The sequence below is a fragment of the Fluviicola sp. genome (genome assembly GCF_029266855.1).
GTDB lineage: Bacteria > Bacteroidota > Bacteroidia > Flavobacteriales_D > Crocinitomicaceae > Fluviicola.
The window spans coordinates 1-17,466 of sequence record NZ_JAQSWB010000006.1; the positions used below are offsets into that span (position 1 = coordinate 1).

At 39.8% G+C, this 17,466-nt stretch carries 12 protein-coding genes and 1 pseudogene; 12 read left to right on the top strand and 1 reads right to left on the bottom strand.

The genetic code is table 11. From position 1 onward, the window contains the following. Positions 1-3,568: pseudogene (locus K0S23_RS12810) on the top strand (hypothetical protein); the annotation flags it as partial. Further along, positions 3,540-4,049 carry a hypothetical protein gene (locus tag K0S23_RS12815; protein ID WP_300358011.1) on the top strand — a complete coding sequence of 170 codons (510 nt, stop codon included), beginning with the start codon at positions 3,540-3,542 and terminating at the stop codon, positions 4,047-4,049. The pseudogene K0S23_RS12810 and the gene K0S23_RS12815, both read left to right, overlap by 29 nt. A gap of 404 nt (positions 4,050-4,453) precedes the next feature. Here the strand turns inward: K0S23_RS12815 and K0S23_RS12820 are convergent, their stop codons facing one another. After that, positions 4,454-5,212 carry a hypothetical protein gene (locus K0S23_RS12820; RefSeq protein ID WP_300358013.1) on the bottom strand — a complete coding sequence of 253 codons (759 nt, stop codon included), beginning with the start codon at positions 5,210-5,212 and terminating at the stop codon, positions 4,454-4,456. A 661-nt stretch (positions 5,213-5,873) separates the two neighbouring features. Here K0S23_RS12820 and K0S23_RS12825 point away from each other — a divergent pair. The 10 genes from K0S23_RS12825 to K0S23_RS12870 all read left to right on the top strand — a co-directional run bounded on the left by K0S23_RS12825 (position 5,874) and on the right by K0S23_RS12870 (position 17,384). Beyond that, positions 5,874-6,920, top strand: coding sequence for a squalene synthase (locus tag K0S23_RS12825; protein ID WP_300358015.1), 1,047 nt, complete (start codon positions 5,874-5,876; stop codon positions 6,918-6,920). Next, positions 6,917-8,233: an FAD-dependent monooxygenase gene (locus K0S23_RS12830; RefSeq protein ID WP_300358017.1), complete on the top strand. Its 1,317-nt coding sequence runs from the start codon at positions 6,917-6,919 to the stop codon at positions 8,231-8,233. Before K0S23_RS12825 ends, K0S23_RS12830 begins: the two co-directional genes overlap by 4 nt. Beyond that, a complete protein-coding gene (locus tag K0S23_RS12835; RefSeq protein WP_300358020.1) occupies positions 8,233-9,252 on the top strand; it encodes an isopentenyl-diphosphate delta-isomerase in 1,020 nt (339 codons plus the stop codon). The genes K0S23_RS12830 and K0S23_RS12835 overlap by 1 nt, the downstream gene beginning before the upstream one ends. Further along, entirely contained in the window at positions 9,252-10,565 is a 1,314-nt protein-coding gene (locus K0S23_RS12840; protein ID WP_300358021.1) for a hydroxymethylglutaryl-CoA reductase, degradative, read from the top strand. Before K0S23_RS12835 ends, K0S23_RS12840 begins: the two co-directional genes overlap by 1 nt. Further along, positions 10,566-11,465 carry a GYDIA family GHMP kinase gene (locus tag K0S23_RS12845; RefSeq protein WP_300358023.1) on the top strand — a complete coding sequence of 300 codons (900 nt, stop codon included), beginning with the start codon at positions 10,566-10,568 and terminating at the stop codon, positions 11,463-11,465. Beyond that, positions 11,466-12,521, top strand: a complete 1,056-nt coding sequence (gene mvaD, locus K0S23_RS12850; RefSeq protein WP_300358024.1) for a diphosphomevalonate decarboxylase — start codon at positions 11,466-11,468, stop codon at positions 12,519-12,521. A gap of 3 nt (positions 12,522-12,524) precedes the next feature. Next, positions 12,525-13,466, top strand: coding sequence for a mevalonate kinase (locus K0S23_RS12855; protein ID WP_300358025.1), 942 nt, complete (start codon positions 12,525-12,527; stop codon positions 13,464-13,466). A gap of 3 nt (positions 13,467-13,469) precedes the next feature. Beyond that, the gene (locus K0S23_RS12860; protein WP_300358026.1) at positions 13,470-14,459 is read left to right on the top strand and encodes a polyprenyl synthetase family protein; all 990 of its coding nucleotides are present in this window, start codon (positions 13,470-13,472) and stop codon (positions 14,457-14,459) included. 6 nt (positions 14,460-14,465) lie between these two features. Beyond that, a complete protein-coding gene (locus K0S23_RS12865; RefSeq protein WP_300358027.1) occupies positions 14,466-16,727 on the top strand; it encodes a terpene cyclase/mutase family protein in 2,262 nt (753 codons plus the stop codon). Between the two features lie 156 nt (positions 16,728-16,883). Then, positions 16,884-17,384 (top strand): SRPBCC domain-containing protein, encoded by a 501-nt coding sequence (locus K0S23_RS12870; RefSeq protein ID WP_300358028.1) that lies wholly within the window; start codon positions 16,884-16,886, stop codon positions 17,382-17,384. Positions 17,385-17,466: the final 82 nt, after the last annotated feature.

Consider the following 17,466-nt stretch of genomic DNA (forward strand, 5'->3'; position numbering starts at 1 on the left):
AACCGTTCCTCCTGCAGGAGTTCATATTACCGCTGCATCCGGGTTTAATGCAGAAGGAGTGTGGGATGGCACAACCGAACCTACACATCGTTTGAAGAGCATTTATACTTACAACTCCATGAATCAGACTTATAAAACAAATACGCCTGACGGAGGTATTATGCAAGTTTGGTTTAATAAGGCTCAGCAGGCAAGATATTCACAAACAGCACAGCAGTTGGCTGCCAATAAGTACAGCTATACTAAGTTTGATCAATTTGGCCGACCAATTGAAGCAGGAGTTTTTACACCAACAAATTTAACAGCAGCATTGGGATCGATTAATGATAATTCGTACCCTGTAGCAACAGTGAGCGTTCCAACTTATGATGTGGTGAAAACCATTTACCACAAGCAAACACTTACATTGAATACTGCTTTGGGCTGGAATCCCAAGGATTTAAATAATCGAATTGCAGTTAGGATGTCTTATGATATCTATAAGGGAGTAGATGCAAATTATGATAACGCAGTATTTTATGATTATAATATCCATGGTAATGTCAAACAATTACTGACTGATATTCCATTGATGGGGTTAAATAATCGTTACAAAACGACAGAATATCAGTATGATGTGTATTCAGGTAAGATTTTGAAATTAATGTATCAAAAAGAGAAAGAAGACCAACTTCTTTGTCGTTATGTTTATGATGACGATAATCGTTTAATAAGCGTTCAAAATTCCCGGGATGGTGCGAAATGGGACATGGACGCCCAATACTATTATTATTTACATGGCCCTCTGGCTCGAACTGAATTGGGTGAAGATAAGGTTCAAGGGATTGACTATGCTTATACTATTCATGGCTGGATAAAAGGAATAAACAGCAATTCCCTGGTTGCAACCCGTGATATGGGTAAAGATGGGGGAACCCAAACTCATAAAGACAGGTACGTGGCACAGGATGCGATGGGTTATAGTTTGACTTATTTTAATTCTGGCACAGAGATTGACTATACCCCAATTGTTATTCCAACTGCTGCAAATAATTGGCTTGCAGCTTCAGAGAGTGCGTTTTTGCCGGGTACAGCAGCAACAGCAAATTTGTATAATGGGAATATTCGGGCAATGGTTACTTCCATCAGAAAATCGGATAATAGCTTATTGGGGAATGTTGCCCGTGTATACAAGTACGATCAATTGCAGCGTTTGAAAGAGGCTCAGACGTATACAGCAGCTAATCAGGTAGCCAATAATAGTTGGACTGGTGCTGTTACGACTAATGCACATTTTAGTAGTTATAGCTATGATCTGAATGGAAACATTACGAACTTTAATCGTAGAAATGATGCTGGAAATTGGATAGATCAGCTAGCTCATGGTTACAATATGTCCGGAACAGAATTGGTTGAAAACCGCCTGTACCATTTGGATGATGCAGTTGTTTCAGGAACTTTTACAGATGATGTGGATGACATGGGTTCCTTGGTTACAGGAGCAAATATCAACCATCCGGCACTTGGAAATAATTATGTATATGATGCATCAGGCCGTTTAATAAAAGACAAACAGGAACAAATTGAAACCATTGTTTGGAATGTTTTGAATAAAGTATCAAAGATCGTTCGTACTTCTGCAAGTACCAAACCTGATTTAGAGTTTCGTTATAATTCCAGTGGACAACGTATCGTAAAGATTGTGAAACCCAAGAATGCAAATGGAACAATCAATACAGCAGCGATTAAAACAACTTATTACTCTTTAGACGCTGGTGGCAACCTATTGGCAACTTATACTCAAGCTGGCGATGTAGCAACTACTTTTGCCTCAACAGGATTGAATAATACTGCTATGATGTTGGAAGATTTTCATTTGTATGGTGCAACAAGATTAGGTACTCAAATTGTAGATCAGACTTTAAGTACCAATCCAAATGTTCCATTTACAAGCTCTGATAATCGTGCTTCAGCGTTGTTGCGTACAACTTTAACTACTTATGCAGCTTCAGGAATAACATATGTTCAATATCGTATTGGAAGTACGTTGTTGAATGATCCGTATCCGTGGAATACGGCCTCAACTTTGGATGTAAATCTTAACGGTTTAATGAATGCAATAAATTCCAAAACCGTTACTACAGATATAAGCGCTTCTTTGTGGTATGATAAAAATGCGGCAGGAACAGTTTATATTGACCTTGCGTTTGGCCAGCCAGGAAACTGGTTAAATCAAACCCTATCTGTTTATACGGGTAGTACTTCAGGTGGTGTGGCACTTAACAATACCTTGACAACGGGAACACATATGGCACGTCAGTTAGGTTATGGTACATCTAAAGGTTCTACGGTGGTAGGAACGAAGCGATATGAATTAAAGAATCATTTAGGGAATGTACTTGCAACTATCTCTGACCGTAAATGGGGTGTTGATGATGGGTTTTATAATTTGTCTACAGGAGCGAAAACCTCTTCCACTCCGGATAAGATTACGGATTATTATATATCGACAGTGCTAACCTACTCGGATTATGATCCGTTTGGTACGCAACAAACCGGAAGATATGGTGGTGAAGACTACCGCTATGGTTTCCAGGATCAGGAAATGGATAATGAGATCAAAGGGCAGGGAAATTCATTGAACTACGAATACCGTATGCACGATTCGCGTATCGGAAGATTCTTCGCAATAGATCCATTAGCACCAAGTTATCCACATAATTCTGTCTATGCATTCTCTGAAAACAGGGTGATTGATGGTGTAGAGCTGGAAGGATTGGAATTTAAAAATGCGAATGCAGATCAAGTGGAAAAATCTTTAAGAGATTTACTCGCTGATCCCATAAAAATTAATCAAGCTGGAGCAGGAACTTGTGTCATTGCAGCTGTAACTTATATCTGGCTTAAAAATGAATCTGATAAAAGAATTCTTCAGGTTAGTCACAGCCTTTTCTTCAATGGTAGTACTCAAATTAATGATTTCAAGATATCACCAAGTCAATATCTTCAAAAGCAAAACCCTAGCGGTGGTTCAAGTTCTTCAAAAAGTCAAGAAGACGAAAATCATAATAGAGTAGGGCGTAATTTTGAAGCAGGAACAGAGGCGGGAAGGGAACTCGATGCAGATTGGATGTTACTTAGCTCCATTCAAAATTCGATGAATCATCAATTAGGGAAACCAGAAAACTTTTTAGGAATGGGATATGGTCAATATTCAGAAACAGATAATTATTATCCGGAAATTGAATATTTGATGGAAAATATGCTTGGATTGACAGTGTCTAAAAGAACTTACTCACTATCACAGCGTGCTTCAATGGATCCTGTAAGGGTATTAACCAGTTTGACCAGCATGCATAATAAAGGTTATGAAATAATCTTAGCTATTAATGCGAGTATGATTCAAGGTGAGAAGCCTACTACTGCACAAGCCGGAAATCACGTTGTAACTTTTATGGGTAATTTTACACAAGAAGGAAATATAGTTAGATTTAGTGTCCAATCTTGGGGTAAGGAGTATCCTGTTGAGTTAACAATAGAACAATTTAGAAATTTATATGATGGAGCTGTTTGGGGGAAAAAACCGTAAGAAAATGAGGAGGATTTTCATAAATCTGACAGGGTTTGTTTTAGTACTATTTAGCATTCTTGGATGTGTTTCTGAAGGGGGAAAAGAAGGTTCAGAAAATGAGTCTTATGATTTCAAATTTCCTGTATCTTGTGATTCTGTATCAGGGCTTGGAGTAGGCTTTAACTTTCCGAAAAACCTCCAAATTGATTCAGCAAGCTGCATTAAAAATAATACAAAAGAGGTGGACGCAAATTTATTCAAAAATGAGGAGGCCAATAGAATACAAATTTATGACACCTTTTTATATAAAAACGAGTATAAACTCCTCTTATTTTCTAATGGGATATCAACCTCATTTTCAGTGCGAAATATTGTGTTCAAACCAAAACACGTCTATCGTGGAGAGGTTTGTAGCATATTTTCATGTGAATTTAATAATGCAATTATCAAAGATGACGGAGGCATATTTAAGATAACGTCTTCAATAATAGAAAAATAATATTTTTGATTTCAGGCGCAGGATTTAATCCTGCGCTTTTCATTTTTGGGTTCATGGAATTTATCCCTACTTTTAAGCTCTGAGAGTCCTGATAATCATTTTACTCAGTTCTTTGCAGCTTCGGAATGAATTATGTATTAAACAACTAGTGCCTGTTGCCTGCTCACTATTGCCTGTTATTCATTCGAGGATCTGGATCATTTTATGACAGCCCCTCTTCATTCTATTTCTCTTTCACACTACGGAGTTCGTAAGAACGAAGTAGTGCTCTCTTCCCGCTAGCTATAAGAACTCGCTCCTCGCTGCTCAGCGGTCTCCTGACCCTGCGCCAATAAAATTAGAACATTCGTCAGACACCGCTGGCGCGAGCAGCCTGTCCCGACACTTCGGGATCCGCTCGTGCCCTACCCCACAATCCCCAAACTCATCCCATCAGCCAGCCCATATAACTCTCCATTCTTTTCTTGTAAGAATTCAATTGCCACAATCCCAATTCGGAAACCGCTATCCGCTGTTGTCAGTTCACAGGTAAAACTAATTGGTGATAGCGTGTTCTCCAGGTAAGTAGTATAACTCGGCGCTGGAAAGACATGATACCGCCGCTTGTCAAAATCTAATGTAGCGATAGCAGCCTTGATCTGTACATGCGTAGCTCCTTTTGGTGCACGGAAAAATTCGTTTGCTGGCGCGGGCGTCCCGCTCGTGTCATTCACAAGTACAATCGATCCCGCAGCAATATCACAGGTAATCCTGCCACTATAAATGCCGCTAAGTGGTCTGCCAGCAAAAAATGCAAATGATTGTAAGAGTGCCCGTGAATCAGAGTTGTTGAATACTATTGCAGGATTCCGCATTCCGCGGATACTTGTCAGATCGGTTTTTCCCATCCGGATAAGGAGGCCGGTCAGTCGTTGGGAAACGTTTGAATCTCCTCTTAGTCCGCTTAATGACCTGGCAGCTTGCCGGATAAGCCTTCCCGCAGCAGCTGCAATAGAGAATTCAGCAGCATTTTCACGCGTTCGGGCAAATTGAGGGCTTGTAGCTACAAGTTCTTTGTCCGGTCCGCCCTTCTGGCGAACAAGATAACCATACTGTCTGTGATGATAAAATGAAAGGCCGCCCAATTGGCCTTTTAACCGGAGTGGTCCTGCCTGATGTGCCATAATGAATAATGTTGGTTATGGCTAAAACGTCCAAAAGTTTACATTGTTACTTCAAATCCGCATTTTTTTAGCAGGCATATCGCTCTTCAACTGCATAATTAAGGTAAGCTTAAAGTTATAATATAGCATAAATGAAGCATAGATATAGTTACGTTTGTATATAGATTTAACACATGTAAGAGATATTTAACCGTTACAACTAACCCTCTTCGTTGGCGCGAGGCTCTGGCTCGTGCCCATTTCCGTTTTTGGTCTCACGTCCACAGTCTTTAGTCTTAATATCTAATAAACTATTGCCTGATGCCTGCTCACTATTGACTATTATAAAACCTCTGCGACCCTCTGTGCTCCTCCGTGAGAGAAAAAGATAATTAAATCCTAACCACTAACTCCTAATGCCTATTCACTATTACCACTTCGTATCCCGATAGCTATCGAGACTGAACATCTGATAAACTATTGCCTGATGCCTGCTTTACTATTGCCTATTTTAAAAAATCTGTGTGTGCATAAGGACTACAACGTTATTTTTTGAACAATAAAAATTAGGACAGATCTATAAAATGTACGTACTTTTGGGCCTTACAAAACCGGAAAAATAATGATTAGAAGGGTGACATATTATTCCTTTCATGTATCTGAGTTGGTTTATCTAATGCAAATGAAGAAAGAATTCAAGCAATTCCGCCCTTCAGAGTATCGCTTGACAGATTTATCGCAATCCACAGATGATTTAAGTTATTGCTATGAAGCACTTAAAAAGGTTTCCCGTTCTTTTGCTGTTGTAATTCAGCAGTTGCCGGAAGATCTGAAAAACCCTGTTTGTTTGTTTTACCTGGTTTTAAGGGGCCTTGATACCATTGAAGATGATATGAACATCGACAATTCTGTCAAGAAAGACATGCTGCTTACCTTCGCAGACCGAATAAACAAAGAAGAATTCACTCTTGAAAATGTTGGAGATACCCAGGACTACCGGGATTTAATGCTTCATTTTGATAAAGTAATTCGCGAATATCAAAAACTCGGACCGGAATACAAAGAGGTTATTACCGATATAACCAATGAAATGGCAATCGGGATGAACAAGTATGCGCATAAAAACGTTGAAAGTTATGAAGACTGGGACGATTACTGCTATTACGTTGCCGGATTGGTTGGAATTGGCTTGAGCAGGTTGTTCCTTGCCTCGAAATTAGAGACGAGTGCAAAGCTTTCTGACAAAAGCCTCAGCAATGAAATGGGATTGTTCCTTCAAAAAACAAATATCATTCGTGATTTTGCAGAGGATCTGGAACAGGGACGTATTTTCTGGCCGGAGGAATCCTGGAAAAATAAAGCGAATACATTAATTGAATTGCAGGCGGATGAAAAAAACGGGCTTGCTGCATTGAATGAAGTTGTATTGAATGCACTTGGGCATGTTCCTGCCTGCCTGGAATTTTTGGAATGCCTGGACAATCAGAAAATTTTCCGCTTTTGCGCCATACCGCAATTAATGGCTATTGCAACCTTGAAAGAACTTTACAATAATCCCAGGGTATTGCACGAAAACGTTAAGATCAGAAAAGGAAAAACGGCTAAATACTTTATTTCGATTCAGGATTTTAACAGTACAAAAAAAGAATTTATCTCTATTCTGAAGAGTTTGGAGAAAAAAGATGATACAGGTAAAATTAAATCAATACTAACCGAAATTCAAAAATGAGCACAGGTGAATTTGATATCATAGTTATAGGTGCCGGAGTTGCCGGAGGAGTTTTTGCTGCTTCCCAACCTCCCAGCACCCGGATATTGGTTGTGGAACGCGACCTTTCCGAACCCGATAGAATTATCGGTGAATTAATGCAGCCCGGAGGAATCCAGGCTCTAAATGAAATGAAACTTGGTCATTTACTGGAAGGTATCGACGCTCAGGAAGTCAATGGCTATAATTTGATTAAGGGGAACGAACGTTTCACTATCAAGTATGATGAAGTTCAAAAAGGAATTAAAGGTCTTGGTCTGAGAAACGGGAAGTTTCTGACAAATATCCGGAAAGAGCTTGAACGAAGAGAGAACATCACCTTGGTTCAGGGAAATGTTACCCAAATCCTTGAAAACAATAATACGATCATCGGTGTAAGTTACACACAGGAAGACGGAACGGAGGTTTCACAATACGCAAAGCTTACAATTGTGTGTGATGGACCGATGTCCGTACTGCGCGATAAGTTGAGTAAAGTAAACAAGAAGGTAACTTCTTATTTCATGGGATTGGTCCTGAAAGATTTGGAACTGGAGTTTCCTTCTTATGGCCACATGATCGTTACCGGTGATTTCCCGGTTCTGGTTTACCCGATCCACACCAACGCTTATCGGATCTTGATTGACTATCCTGGTGGAAAAGCTCCCAAAATGGGTAAAGAGTCAATTGAACGATTGAAAGAAAGTGTGGTGAAAATATTGCCTGAAGAAATGGTTCAGTCCTTTTTAAAGGCAATGGACGAAGACCAGTTAAAGGTTATGCCGAATCACTCGATGAAAGGTCAGGCATTCCGTATGAAAGGTGCTGCACTTTTGGGTGATTCATTGAACATGAGACATCCCCTTACCGGTGGTGGAATGACTGCAACTTTTTCGGATATTCTTTGCCTAAATGGCGAATTAACAGGAATTGATTTTCAAAATGAAACGAAACTGGAATCCGCCGTTAATGAATATTATAAGAACAGAGGCAAGAATGTTGAAACAATCAACATTTTGGCAAACGCTTTGTATGAAGTGTTTACAAATGATGAATTAAAGGAAGCATGCTTTGAATATTTGCAGAAGGGTGGAGAACAGGCTAATGGCCCGCTTGCCATCCTGTCGGGAATAAACAAAAACAAACAATTTCTGTTGAAGCACTTTTTTAAAGTGGCGATGCAGCACCCGATACATTTTATTACAAAGCCTGCAAAACAAATACGTTTATATAAAAATGCAACCAGAATTATTCGTCCCATATTAAAGGATGAAGGAGTTCCGGCAATGATCTGATGGAAAAAATTGAACACGAATCGCTTGAAGCAGCAGACTTAAGGAAACAGAATCATTTGGATTTGGCTTTTGCCGCGCAAAGTGCCTTATCGGATGGTCGTTTTTATTACGAACCGATGTTAGAGGGACACCCTGAACAATCGGACTTGTCTATTCGGTTGGGAGAAAAAACAATGCGTTATCCTGTCTGGATTTCAAGTATGACAGGTGGTACGTCTGCTGCAGGTCCGATCAATAAAATGTTGGCAAAAACCGCAGGAAAATATGGTTTTGGCATGGGCTTGGGTTCTTGCCGGATTATTTTGGAAGACAATACCTATTTTGATGATTTTAACCTGCGCCCGATCCTGGGTGATGAGTCTCCTCTCTATGCCAATGTGGGAATTGCTCAGATTGAACGTCTGATAGATAAAGGTCAGGCTTCCAAGTTAAAAGCACTGGTAGAAAAGCTGGATGCGGATGGCTTGATTGTACACGTTAATCCTTTACAGGAATGGCTGCAGCCGGAAGGCGATTTAATTCAGCGTTCCCCGCTTGTCACAATTAAACAGTTGTTGAATGAAATTGACACAAATATTATTGTGAAGGAAGTTGGACAGGGCTTTGGTCCTGAAAGCATGAGAGAATTACTGAAATTACCCGTTTTGGCAATCGACTTTGCTGCAAATGGCGGAACAAATTTTTCAAAATTGGAGTTATTGCGTAACGAGCCAATGAAAGCTCATTACGAAGACGTGATTGCCCTGGGGCATTCTGCTTACGAAATGGTAGATTTTTTAAATACATCAATCCGGGAACTGGGATCCGAACGTAAGTGTAATAATGTCATTATAAGTGGTGGGATAAAAAACTTTCTGGATGGTTATTATTTAACCTCAAAAGCCAATATTCCAGCAGTTTATGGTCAGGCAGCACCATTCTTAAAATACGCAAATGAATCTCAGGAAGCCTTGGATACATTTGCTGAAACACAAATAAAAGGATTACTAATGGCTCAAAAATTTCTAAAAATAAGATAATGGAAATACTAATAGAAGGGTTCTCTAAAAAGAACAAGCAGGGGAAGTTGGAAGCGATCACAAAATTTTTTAAGTCTCCTGAGAAAACAATGGAAACTTTTAAAAGCTTTGATCATCCGGACCCTGCCGTGCAGGAAGTGATTAACGAGTTTAGTGAAAATACAATATCAAATTTCCATTTACCTTATAGCATTGCTCCAAACTTTTTGATCAACGGAAAGACATTTGCCGTTCCAATGGTAATTGAAGAAAGCTCTGTGGTTGCTGCTGCTTCAAAAAGCGCCAAATTCTGGTATGCTTTGGGCGGGTTCCACACAGAGATCGTTGATACCGAGAAAGTAGGACAGGTTCATTTCTTATGGCACGATGATATAGAAAAACTTACCGGTCGTTTTGATGAATTGAAACAGCTTCTCCTGGACGGTTCGGAAGATATTACTGTAAATATGCGCAAGCGTGGAGGTGGTATCAAGGATATCGTGTTAAAGGATCTTTCGGATAAAGAACCGGGATTGATGCAATTATTTGTCACCTTTGAAACAATAGATTCAATGGGTGCAAATTTCGTAAACTCCTGCCTGGAAAGGTTCGCTGAAATATTTAGAAACTGGCACCAAAAGCAAGCAGACTTGAAAAAGGATGGCTTGGAGATCATTATGTCAATTCTATCTAATCTTACACCGAATTGTGTGGTTAAGTGTTGGGTGGAAACGAATGTAAAAAACCTGGATGGAATTGTTCCTGGTATTTCCGGGAAAGAGTTCGCAAAGAAATTCCATACAGCCGTAAGAATTGCACAGGTAGATCCTTATCGTGCAACAACACACAACAAAGGGATTTACAACGGAGTCGATGCAGTCGTATTGGCAACAGGAAATGACTTTAGAGCTGTTGAAGCCTGCGGTCATGCTTATGCAAGTATGAATGGCACGTATTCTTCTTTAACGAATTGTACGATTGAGAATGATATCTTCCGTTTTGAACTGACTTTGCCCATTGCAATGGGAGTGGTTGGCGGATTGACGAACTTACACCCGCTGGTGAAGCTGTCTCATGAACTTTTGGACTTTCCGAATGCAAGAGAATTGATGGGTATAGCTGCAGCAGCAGGATTGGCTAACAATTTTGGAGCGGTTAAATCATTGACGACAACTGGAATTCAACAGGGACACATGAAAATGCACTTGTTCAATATCATGAATCAATTGGAAGTAAAAAAGGAGGACCGCGATAAGATAGTAGCTTACTTCAAGGACAAAAACGTCTCTGTATCTGCAGTTCGCACCTATGTTGAATCTCTTCAATTAGTTTGATTGACAGTTACGGAAAATACAATAAGGACCTATAAGGCATCAGGGAAACTGATGCTTTTTGGTGAATACCTGGTTCTGAATGGATCAGACTGCCTGGCTTTTCCATTAAAATTCGGACAAACGCTTTCGGTAACCAAGTCTGATGAACTCATCTGGGAAAGTTATTCCAAACACGGAATGTGGTTTTCTGTTTCTATGGACAGTGATTTCACTATCCGGGATACCAATAATGAAGAGGTAGCAGAAATTTTGAAGCAATTGTTCGTTGTGATACGAACAGAAAAACCCGATCTGGATTTCAGTCAGAAATTCAGGGCAGAAGCAAATTTTGAATTAAATTGGGGTCTTGGTTCCAGCTCTACATTGATCAGCTTATTGAGCCAATGGTCAGGTGTGGAAACCAGGAAGCTACTGGATGTATCTTTCGGCGGATCAGGTTACGATGTTGCTTGTGCAACAGCAAAAGCTCCGATTATATATGCAAATGGCAAAGTTAAAAAGGAAGTACATCTCCCGGAATTGATAACAGACAAATTGCTGTTTATTTATCTGGGAAATAAGCAAAACTCCCGGGAAGAAATTAAGCGTTTTAAAAAATCAAACGTTGCTCAGCATCAGGTTGATACAATGAATACAATTATCGCATCTGCCTTGCAAACGGATAAAATCGAGGTGTTTGAGCAGCAATTGGATCTTTCTGAAGAGTTAATTTCTTCGATTATAGGGACAGTTAAATTAAAACAGCGTTTATTTGACGATTACGCCTATAGTATCAAATCGCTGGGTGCCTGGGGAGGAGATTTTTTTCTTGCAACATACAGAGATCTCAAAACAGCAAAAAGCTACTTCGGGGAAAAAGGGTATGATGTATTATTTACCTATCAAGAATTCATAAAATAAATGGAAACAGACAAGGAACTGATGAATAAAGTAAAAGTAACGTGGAGCTGCCCGTCTAATATTGCTATTGTTAAATACTGGGGAAAAAAAGGAACTCAAATACCTTGTAATTCTTCGTTAAGTTTGACGCTGTCAAATTCATTTACAAAAGTCGAAGCTGAATTGTCAGAAAAAACATCGGATGAAGTAGTTCAATTATCCTACTATTTCGAAGGGAAAATAAATGAGCAATTCAGTCAGCGTGTAGCTAAATTTTTAAACGATAATCGTGAATTCTTCCCGTTTATCGATGAAAAAGCGATTACGATCCAATCGTCTAATAGTTTCCCGCATTCAGCAGGAATCGCTTCTTCTGCATCCGCATTCGGTGCAATTTCCTTGGCGCTTTTGGATATTACCTATAGCTTACAGGGAAAAGAAAAAGATGAAACTTTTTACAAAGAGGCAAGTAATTTAGCCCGATTGGGAAGTGGGAGTGCATCGCGCAGTATGTTCCCGGGATTTGCTTTATGGGGAGAGAACGATAAAATCCAAAACTCTTCGAACCAGCATGCGATTGAAGTTAAAGATGTACATCCGGTGTTTCGGAACATGAAAGATGCAATTCTGATCATCGAAGATGAGCCCAAGAAAGTATCCAGTTCTGTCGGTCACTCGTTGATGAATAATCATCCGTATGCGGAAAACCGTTTCAAACAGGCAAATGAACGTACAGCTGAATTGGTTGAGATTCTAAAGTCCGGAGACATGGATGCATTTATCCAAATGTGCGAATCGGAAGCATTGACATTACATGCAATGATGATGACGTCTATGGATTATTATTTATTGGTTAAACCGGGAACAATTACAGCCATTGAAAGATTGATGGAATTCCGCAAGGAAAGTAAAGTTCCCGTATGTTTTACGTTGGACGCAGGTCCGAATGTTCACGTTCTTTATCCGAAAGCGTATGAAGTGCAGGTAGAGGAGTTTATCAATAACGATTTGCGCGATACATATAAAAAGGTCATCTTCGATGAAGAAGGAGCTGGTCCAACAAAAATGAATAACTAACAGATGGAAAGAGTTAATTCAAAAATTCTTGTGTTTGGAGAATACGGTGTTTTACACAACGGTATGGCCCTGACAATTCCATTCAGTAAATTTTCCGGTGGATTGTGCTATCCTGCAAATGCAGAAGAAAGCGCAATTGCAGTATTGTCAAACAAAGGTATCAGGGAATTCTTCAAACATATTTTAGAAAATCACACGGATGAAACATTCAAACTGAATGTCAGCGAACTATCCCGGGAATTGGACAAAGGCTTGTTTTTTAGAAGTGATATTCCGCAAGGTTTTGGCTTGGGAAGCTCAGGTGCACTTGTTGCCGCAATATTCCTGCGTTACCTGGAAAAAGCCGGTGATTTCAAAGATGAATTGAAGAATTTGACAATGGATCGCATTCAAAGCTTAAAAAGCTGCTTGGGTGCTTTGGAAGGACATTTTCACGGAAAGAGCTCGGGGATCGATCCATTGAGTATCCTGATCAATAAACCATTATTGTTAAAAGCCAACAAGGAAATTGTAAAAGTGGATATTCCTGTTTACAATGAAACCGGCAAGAACGTACTGTTTTTATTGAATACCCGCATAGCCAGGAATTCCGAGAAACTGATTCAGCAATTTAATAATGCGTGTAAGAAAGAAGAATTTCAGCAAAAACTGGAAACTAAATTCATTGAATATACGAATGCCGGGATTAATGATTTCCTGAAAGGAGATACCGAAAGCTTTTATCAGAACCTGGAAAAATTAGTCCGGTTTCAATTGGACGAAATGGATTACCTGATTCCGGAAAAATACCAGGGTATTGTTAAGCAAGGCCTGGACACGAAAGACTATTACTTAAAGATTTGTGGAGCCGGTGGCGGTGGATTCATGATCGGATTTACTCAAAACTGGGAAAAAACACAGCAATTATTAAAAGACGAAGACTTAGAAGTTTTCTATAGATTTTAAATTATGACAGCAACTGCAACAACATTAAAACAGGATTTGGAAATCCAGAGAAAAGCAATTATCCAGTTTTTGGAAACAGAAGCATTGGAAGGTTTCCCAAGTAATTTATCTGATTCCACGTACCATATCATGACATTGGAAGGCAAGCGTTTGCGTCCTATCATGGTGTTAATGGCTGCTCAGGGATTTGGTGTAAGTACTGAAGAGGCTATGTGTGCCGCAATTTCAATTGAAGTATTCCACAATTTCACACTGGTACACGACGATATAATGGATAAAGCTACCTTGCGCAGAGGGAAAATTACTGTCCATGAAAAATACGGGGTAGATAAAGCCATTGTAACCGGAGATGCCATGTTACCGCATTCCATTGGTTTATTGATCAAAGGAAATGAAGCGAAGTCTGCAGTTCTGATAAAAAGTTTCCTGAAAATGGCTCAGGAAGTGATGGAAGGACAGCAATATGACATGGAATTTGAAACCCAGGAAATTGTAACTGTGGAAGAATACATGAACATGATTCGCCTGAAAACATCTGTTCTGTTTGGTTGTGCTTGTGAGATCGGCGCTATTCTGGGTGATGCTTCAGCTGAAGATCAGAAAAAACTATACGATTTTGGTCTTTACTCCGGCCTGGCATTCCAAATTATGGATGATTACCTGGATACATTCGGTGATGATACCTTTGGAAAACGAATCGGAGGGGATATCTTACTAAATAAAAAGACCTTCTTGTTAATCAATGCGATGCAACATGCGAATGCTGATCAAAAAGCGCGTATATCGGAACTGTTTGAGGAAAAAGACGAAGAAGCGAAAATCAGTGGATTCCAAACTGTTTTCAAAGAAATTGGAGTAGGTAAAATTGCTTTGGATAAAATGGAAGAATTGCATGATAAATCTGTAGAAGCTATTATGTCTTCCGGTCTTTCTGAAGAAGATAAACGAAAAATGATTGAGTTGGGTGAAATTATGCTCCGCAGAACAACTTGATACACCATGAATTTCGATCAAAAAGCCCCCTCTTATTTTTGGGACACGTGGAAGTTCTCTTCAAAAAACGGACAACAATCCTGGCAATTTGAAATTCCTGACGATTTAAAAGGAATTATTCAATCCGAAGCAGACTGGGATAAGCCCGAAGGCATCGCTTTTTTAGAGGGACTTGATCGTGCATTTCTTTTTGATAAGAAAATCAATCCGAACTCCGGTGACCGCGTACTTCGTTATTTACGCAATAAACAAGTTGGCGAACCAAAGATTATTCCATCCGCCGCCGCTGATTCACTTTCACTCAAAGAGAGAGCACAAATCAGCTTATTGAATGGTTTTTCGTTTTACGAAACATTGCAGGAACCGGATGGAAATTGGGCGGGCGATTACGGAGGTCCGCTTTTCCTGATTCCCGGATTAATCATAGCGTCCTACATTACCGGAACACCTTTTGAAAAACCAATGCAGGTTTTAATGAAGCGCCATTTATGGAATCATCAAAACGAAGACGGTGGTTGGGGAGTACATATCGAAGGACATTCAACCATGTTCGGAACGGTAATGCAATATGTGACCCTGCGCATTTTGGGAGAAGATCTTTCAAATCCGGAGATGAAACGAGCTCAGGATTGGATTTTAAGCCATGGTGGTGCAACTAAAGTTCCGCAATGGGGTAAGTTCTACTTATCGGTTCTGAACGTCTATGATTGGAAAGGAAATGATGCTCTTTTGCCTGAAATGTGGAAATTCCCGAAATGGGTGCCTTTTCATCCCGGAAAATACTGGTGTCATAACCGAATGATTTTTCTACCGATGTCCTATTGCTTCGGCAAGAAAGTGAAGGCAGAATTAACACCGTTGGTAGAAGAGTTAAGAAAAGAACTGTATACAACAGAATATAATTCCATTAATTGGAAAAAAGCACGCCGCGAAGCTTGTGAAACGGATATTTTTCATCCGGTTAATAAATGGTATCTCCGTTTGAGTAAAATTACCAACGCATATGAGCGCATTCACTCGCATTGGTTTAGAAAAAAAGCCCTCAAATATGTGGAAGATTACATTGACTATGAAGACACCTATACGCGGTATATCAATATTGGTCCTGTAAGCCAGGCAATCAATTCTATTTGTGTTTGGCACAATTACGGAAAAGATTCCGAACAATTTAAAAGTCACGTTAACCGCTGGAAGGATTATTTGTGGGTTGCCGAAGACGGCGCTAAAATGGGAGGTTATAACGGATCTCAATTATGGGATACCGCATTTGCCGGCCAGGCTTTAATTGAAGCAAATATGGAAACCAGTTTTCCGGAAATGGCAGAGAAAATTTATCACTTTGTCGATAATACACAAATTGACCGTAATCCGAAGGATTATACAAAATACTGGGGAGATGTAACGCTTGGGTGCTGGCCTTTTTCAACCATTGATCACGGTTGGGCGATAACGGATTGTACCTCGGAAGGAATGAAGACTGCTATTTTGTATAACGATAAAGAACACATCAAAAAGCAAAACCAGATCGATCTGGAGCGTTTAAAACCTGCTGTTGATTGGTTGCTGTTTATGCAGAATAAAGACGGAGGCTGGGCTTCTTATGAAAAACAAAGAGCTCCGAAATGGATTGAGGTATTAAATCCTGCTCTGTTATTCGAGAACATCATGACTGAAGAGACCTATACGGAATGTTCTTCCGCTACAATGCTGGGATTAAAGGAATTCACAAAACATCATGGATATCGCAGAGAAGATATAAAAACTGCACTTGACCGTGGAGGTAAATTTTTACAGTCAAAGCAGGATCAGGACGGTTCATGGTATGGCTGTTGGGGTGTGTGTTACACCTATGGAACCTGGTTCGGGATGGAAGGTTTATTAACTGCCGGTTATAAAAATTACGAAAACAATACGCCGTCACCGGAGATTCAAAAAGCATGTGATTTTTTGTTGAGTAAGCAACGTGCGGATGGTAGCTGGGGAGAATCCTTTGAATCTTGTGTGAAGCATCAGTACGTTGAGCACAAAGATGGACAGGTAATCAATACGGCCTGGGCACTCCTTGCTTTAATGAAAGCAAAACATCCTGACAAAGCTGCCATCGAAAAAGGGATTGAATTTATCCTTTCCCGCCAGGAATCAAGCGGTGATTTTCCTCAGGAGGGAACTTCCGGAGTGTTTAACGGGAACTGCTCGATATCGTATACTTCTTACCGAAATATTTTTCCTTTGTGGGCAATAGCTCGTTACCATAGCAGCTATTCCTAAAGTATTTCTTCTGCTTTACGGAGTAGATCATGTAATCTTTCCTCATTCTCTCCCGATAACCTTGGGACTCATTCTTAATTGAAAATAAATTTGCGCAACCCAAAAGTTGCACATATATTTGCAACCTATAGGTTGCGTAATTAATATTGGAAAAAGATGAAAGACGATTTACTATTTGATTTTACCGTTGACAAAGCAGCAAAAACGGTATTTATTACAAGAGAATTTGATGCGGATCTGCCGTTGGTATGGGATGCATTTACCAAAGCTGAAATTCTTGACCAATGGGTGGCACCAAAGCCTTGGACGTCAAAAACCAAGTTTATGGATTTTAAAGTTGGCGGCCGGAGATTTTATGCAATGGTAAGTCCGGAAGGACAAGAGCGCTGGGCAATTCAGAAATACACTTCCATTAGTCCAAAAACCAATTTCAAACTATTCAATGCATTTGCCGACAAAGACGAAAACCCTGAATTGCCGGGTTCTGATTGGGATTATACGTTTAGCGAACAAAACGGGAAGACAAAAGTGAATATTACCATTTATAACGAATCTCTTGAACGCATGGAGAAGATGATCGAAATGGGCTTCACGGAAGGATATAAACTATCAATGAAGAATTTGGAAAACGTATTGGCATCGCTATCTGAGAAATGATATCAATTAAATTGATTAAACCGTGATCCTCATGTTGCCTTTGGAAAGCTCAGAGTGAGTATTGATGAAAAAGAAAAAGTGT

What these genes read in the sequence shown, in the direction of transcription:
- K0S23_RS12815 (WP_300358011.1), top strand. Translation starts at nt 3,540, where the DNA reads ATGGAGCTGTTTGGGGGAAAAAACCGTAAGAAAATGAGGAGGATTTTC.
- K0S23_RS12820 (WP_300358013.1), bottom strand. Translation starts at nt 5,212, where the DNA reads ATGGCACATCAGGCAGGACCACTCCGGTTAAAAGGCCAATTGGGCGGC.
- K0S23_RS12825 (WP_300358015.1), top strand. Translation starts at nt 5,874, where the DNA reads ATGAAGAAAGAATTCAAGCAATTCCGCCCTTCAGAGTATCGCTTGACA.
- K0S23_RS12830 (WP_300358017.1), top strand. Translation starts at nt 6,917, where the DNA reads ATGAGCACAGGTGAATTTGATATCATAGTTATAGGTGCCGGAGTTGCC.
- K0S23_RS12835 (WP_300358020.1), top strand. Translation starts at nt 8,233, where the DNA reads ATGGAAAAAATTGAACACGAATCGCTTGAAGCAGCAGACTTAAGGAAA.
- K0S23_RS12840 (WP_300358021.1), top strand. Translation starts at nt 9,252, where the DNA reads ATGGAAATACTAATAGAAGGGTTCTCTAAAAAGAACAAGCAGGGGAAG.
- mvaD (WP_300358024.1), top strand. Translation starts at nt 11,466, where the DNA reads ATGGAAACAGACAAGGAACTGATGAATAAAGTAAAAGTAACGTGGAGC.
- K0S23_RS12855 (WP_300358025.1), top strand. Translation starts at nt 12,525, where the DNA reads ATGGAAAGAGTTAATTCAAAAATTCTTGTGTTTGGAGAATACGGTGTT.
- K0S23_RS12860 (WP_300358026.1), top strand. Translation starts at nt 13,470, where the DNA reads ATGACAGCAACTGCAACAACATTAAAACAGGATTTGGAAATCCAGAGA.
- K0S23_RS12865 (WP_300358027.1), top strand. Translation starts at nt 14,466, where the DNA reads ATGAATTTCGATCAAAAAGCCCCCTCTTATTTTTGGGACACGTGGAAG.
- K0S23_RS12870 (WP_300358028.1), top strand. Translation starts at nt 16,884, where the DNA reads ATGAAAGACGATTTACTATTTGATTTTACCGTTGACAAAGCAGCAAAA.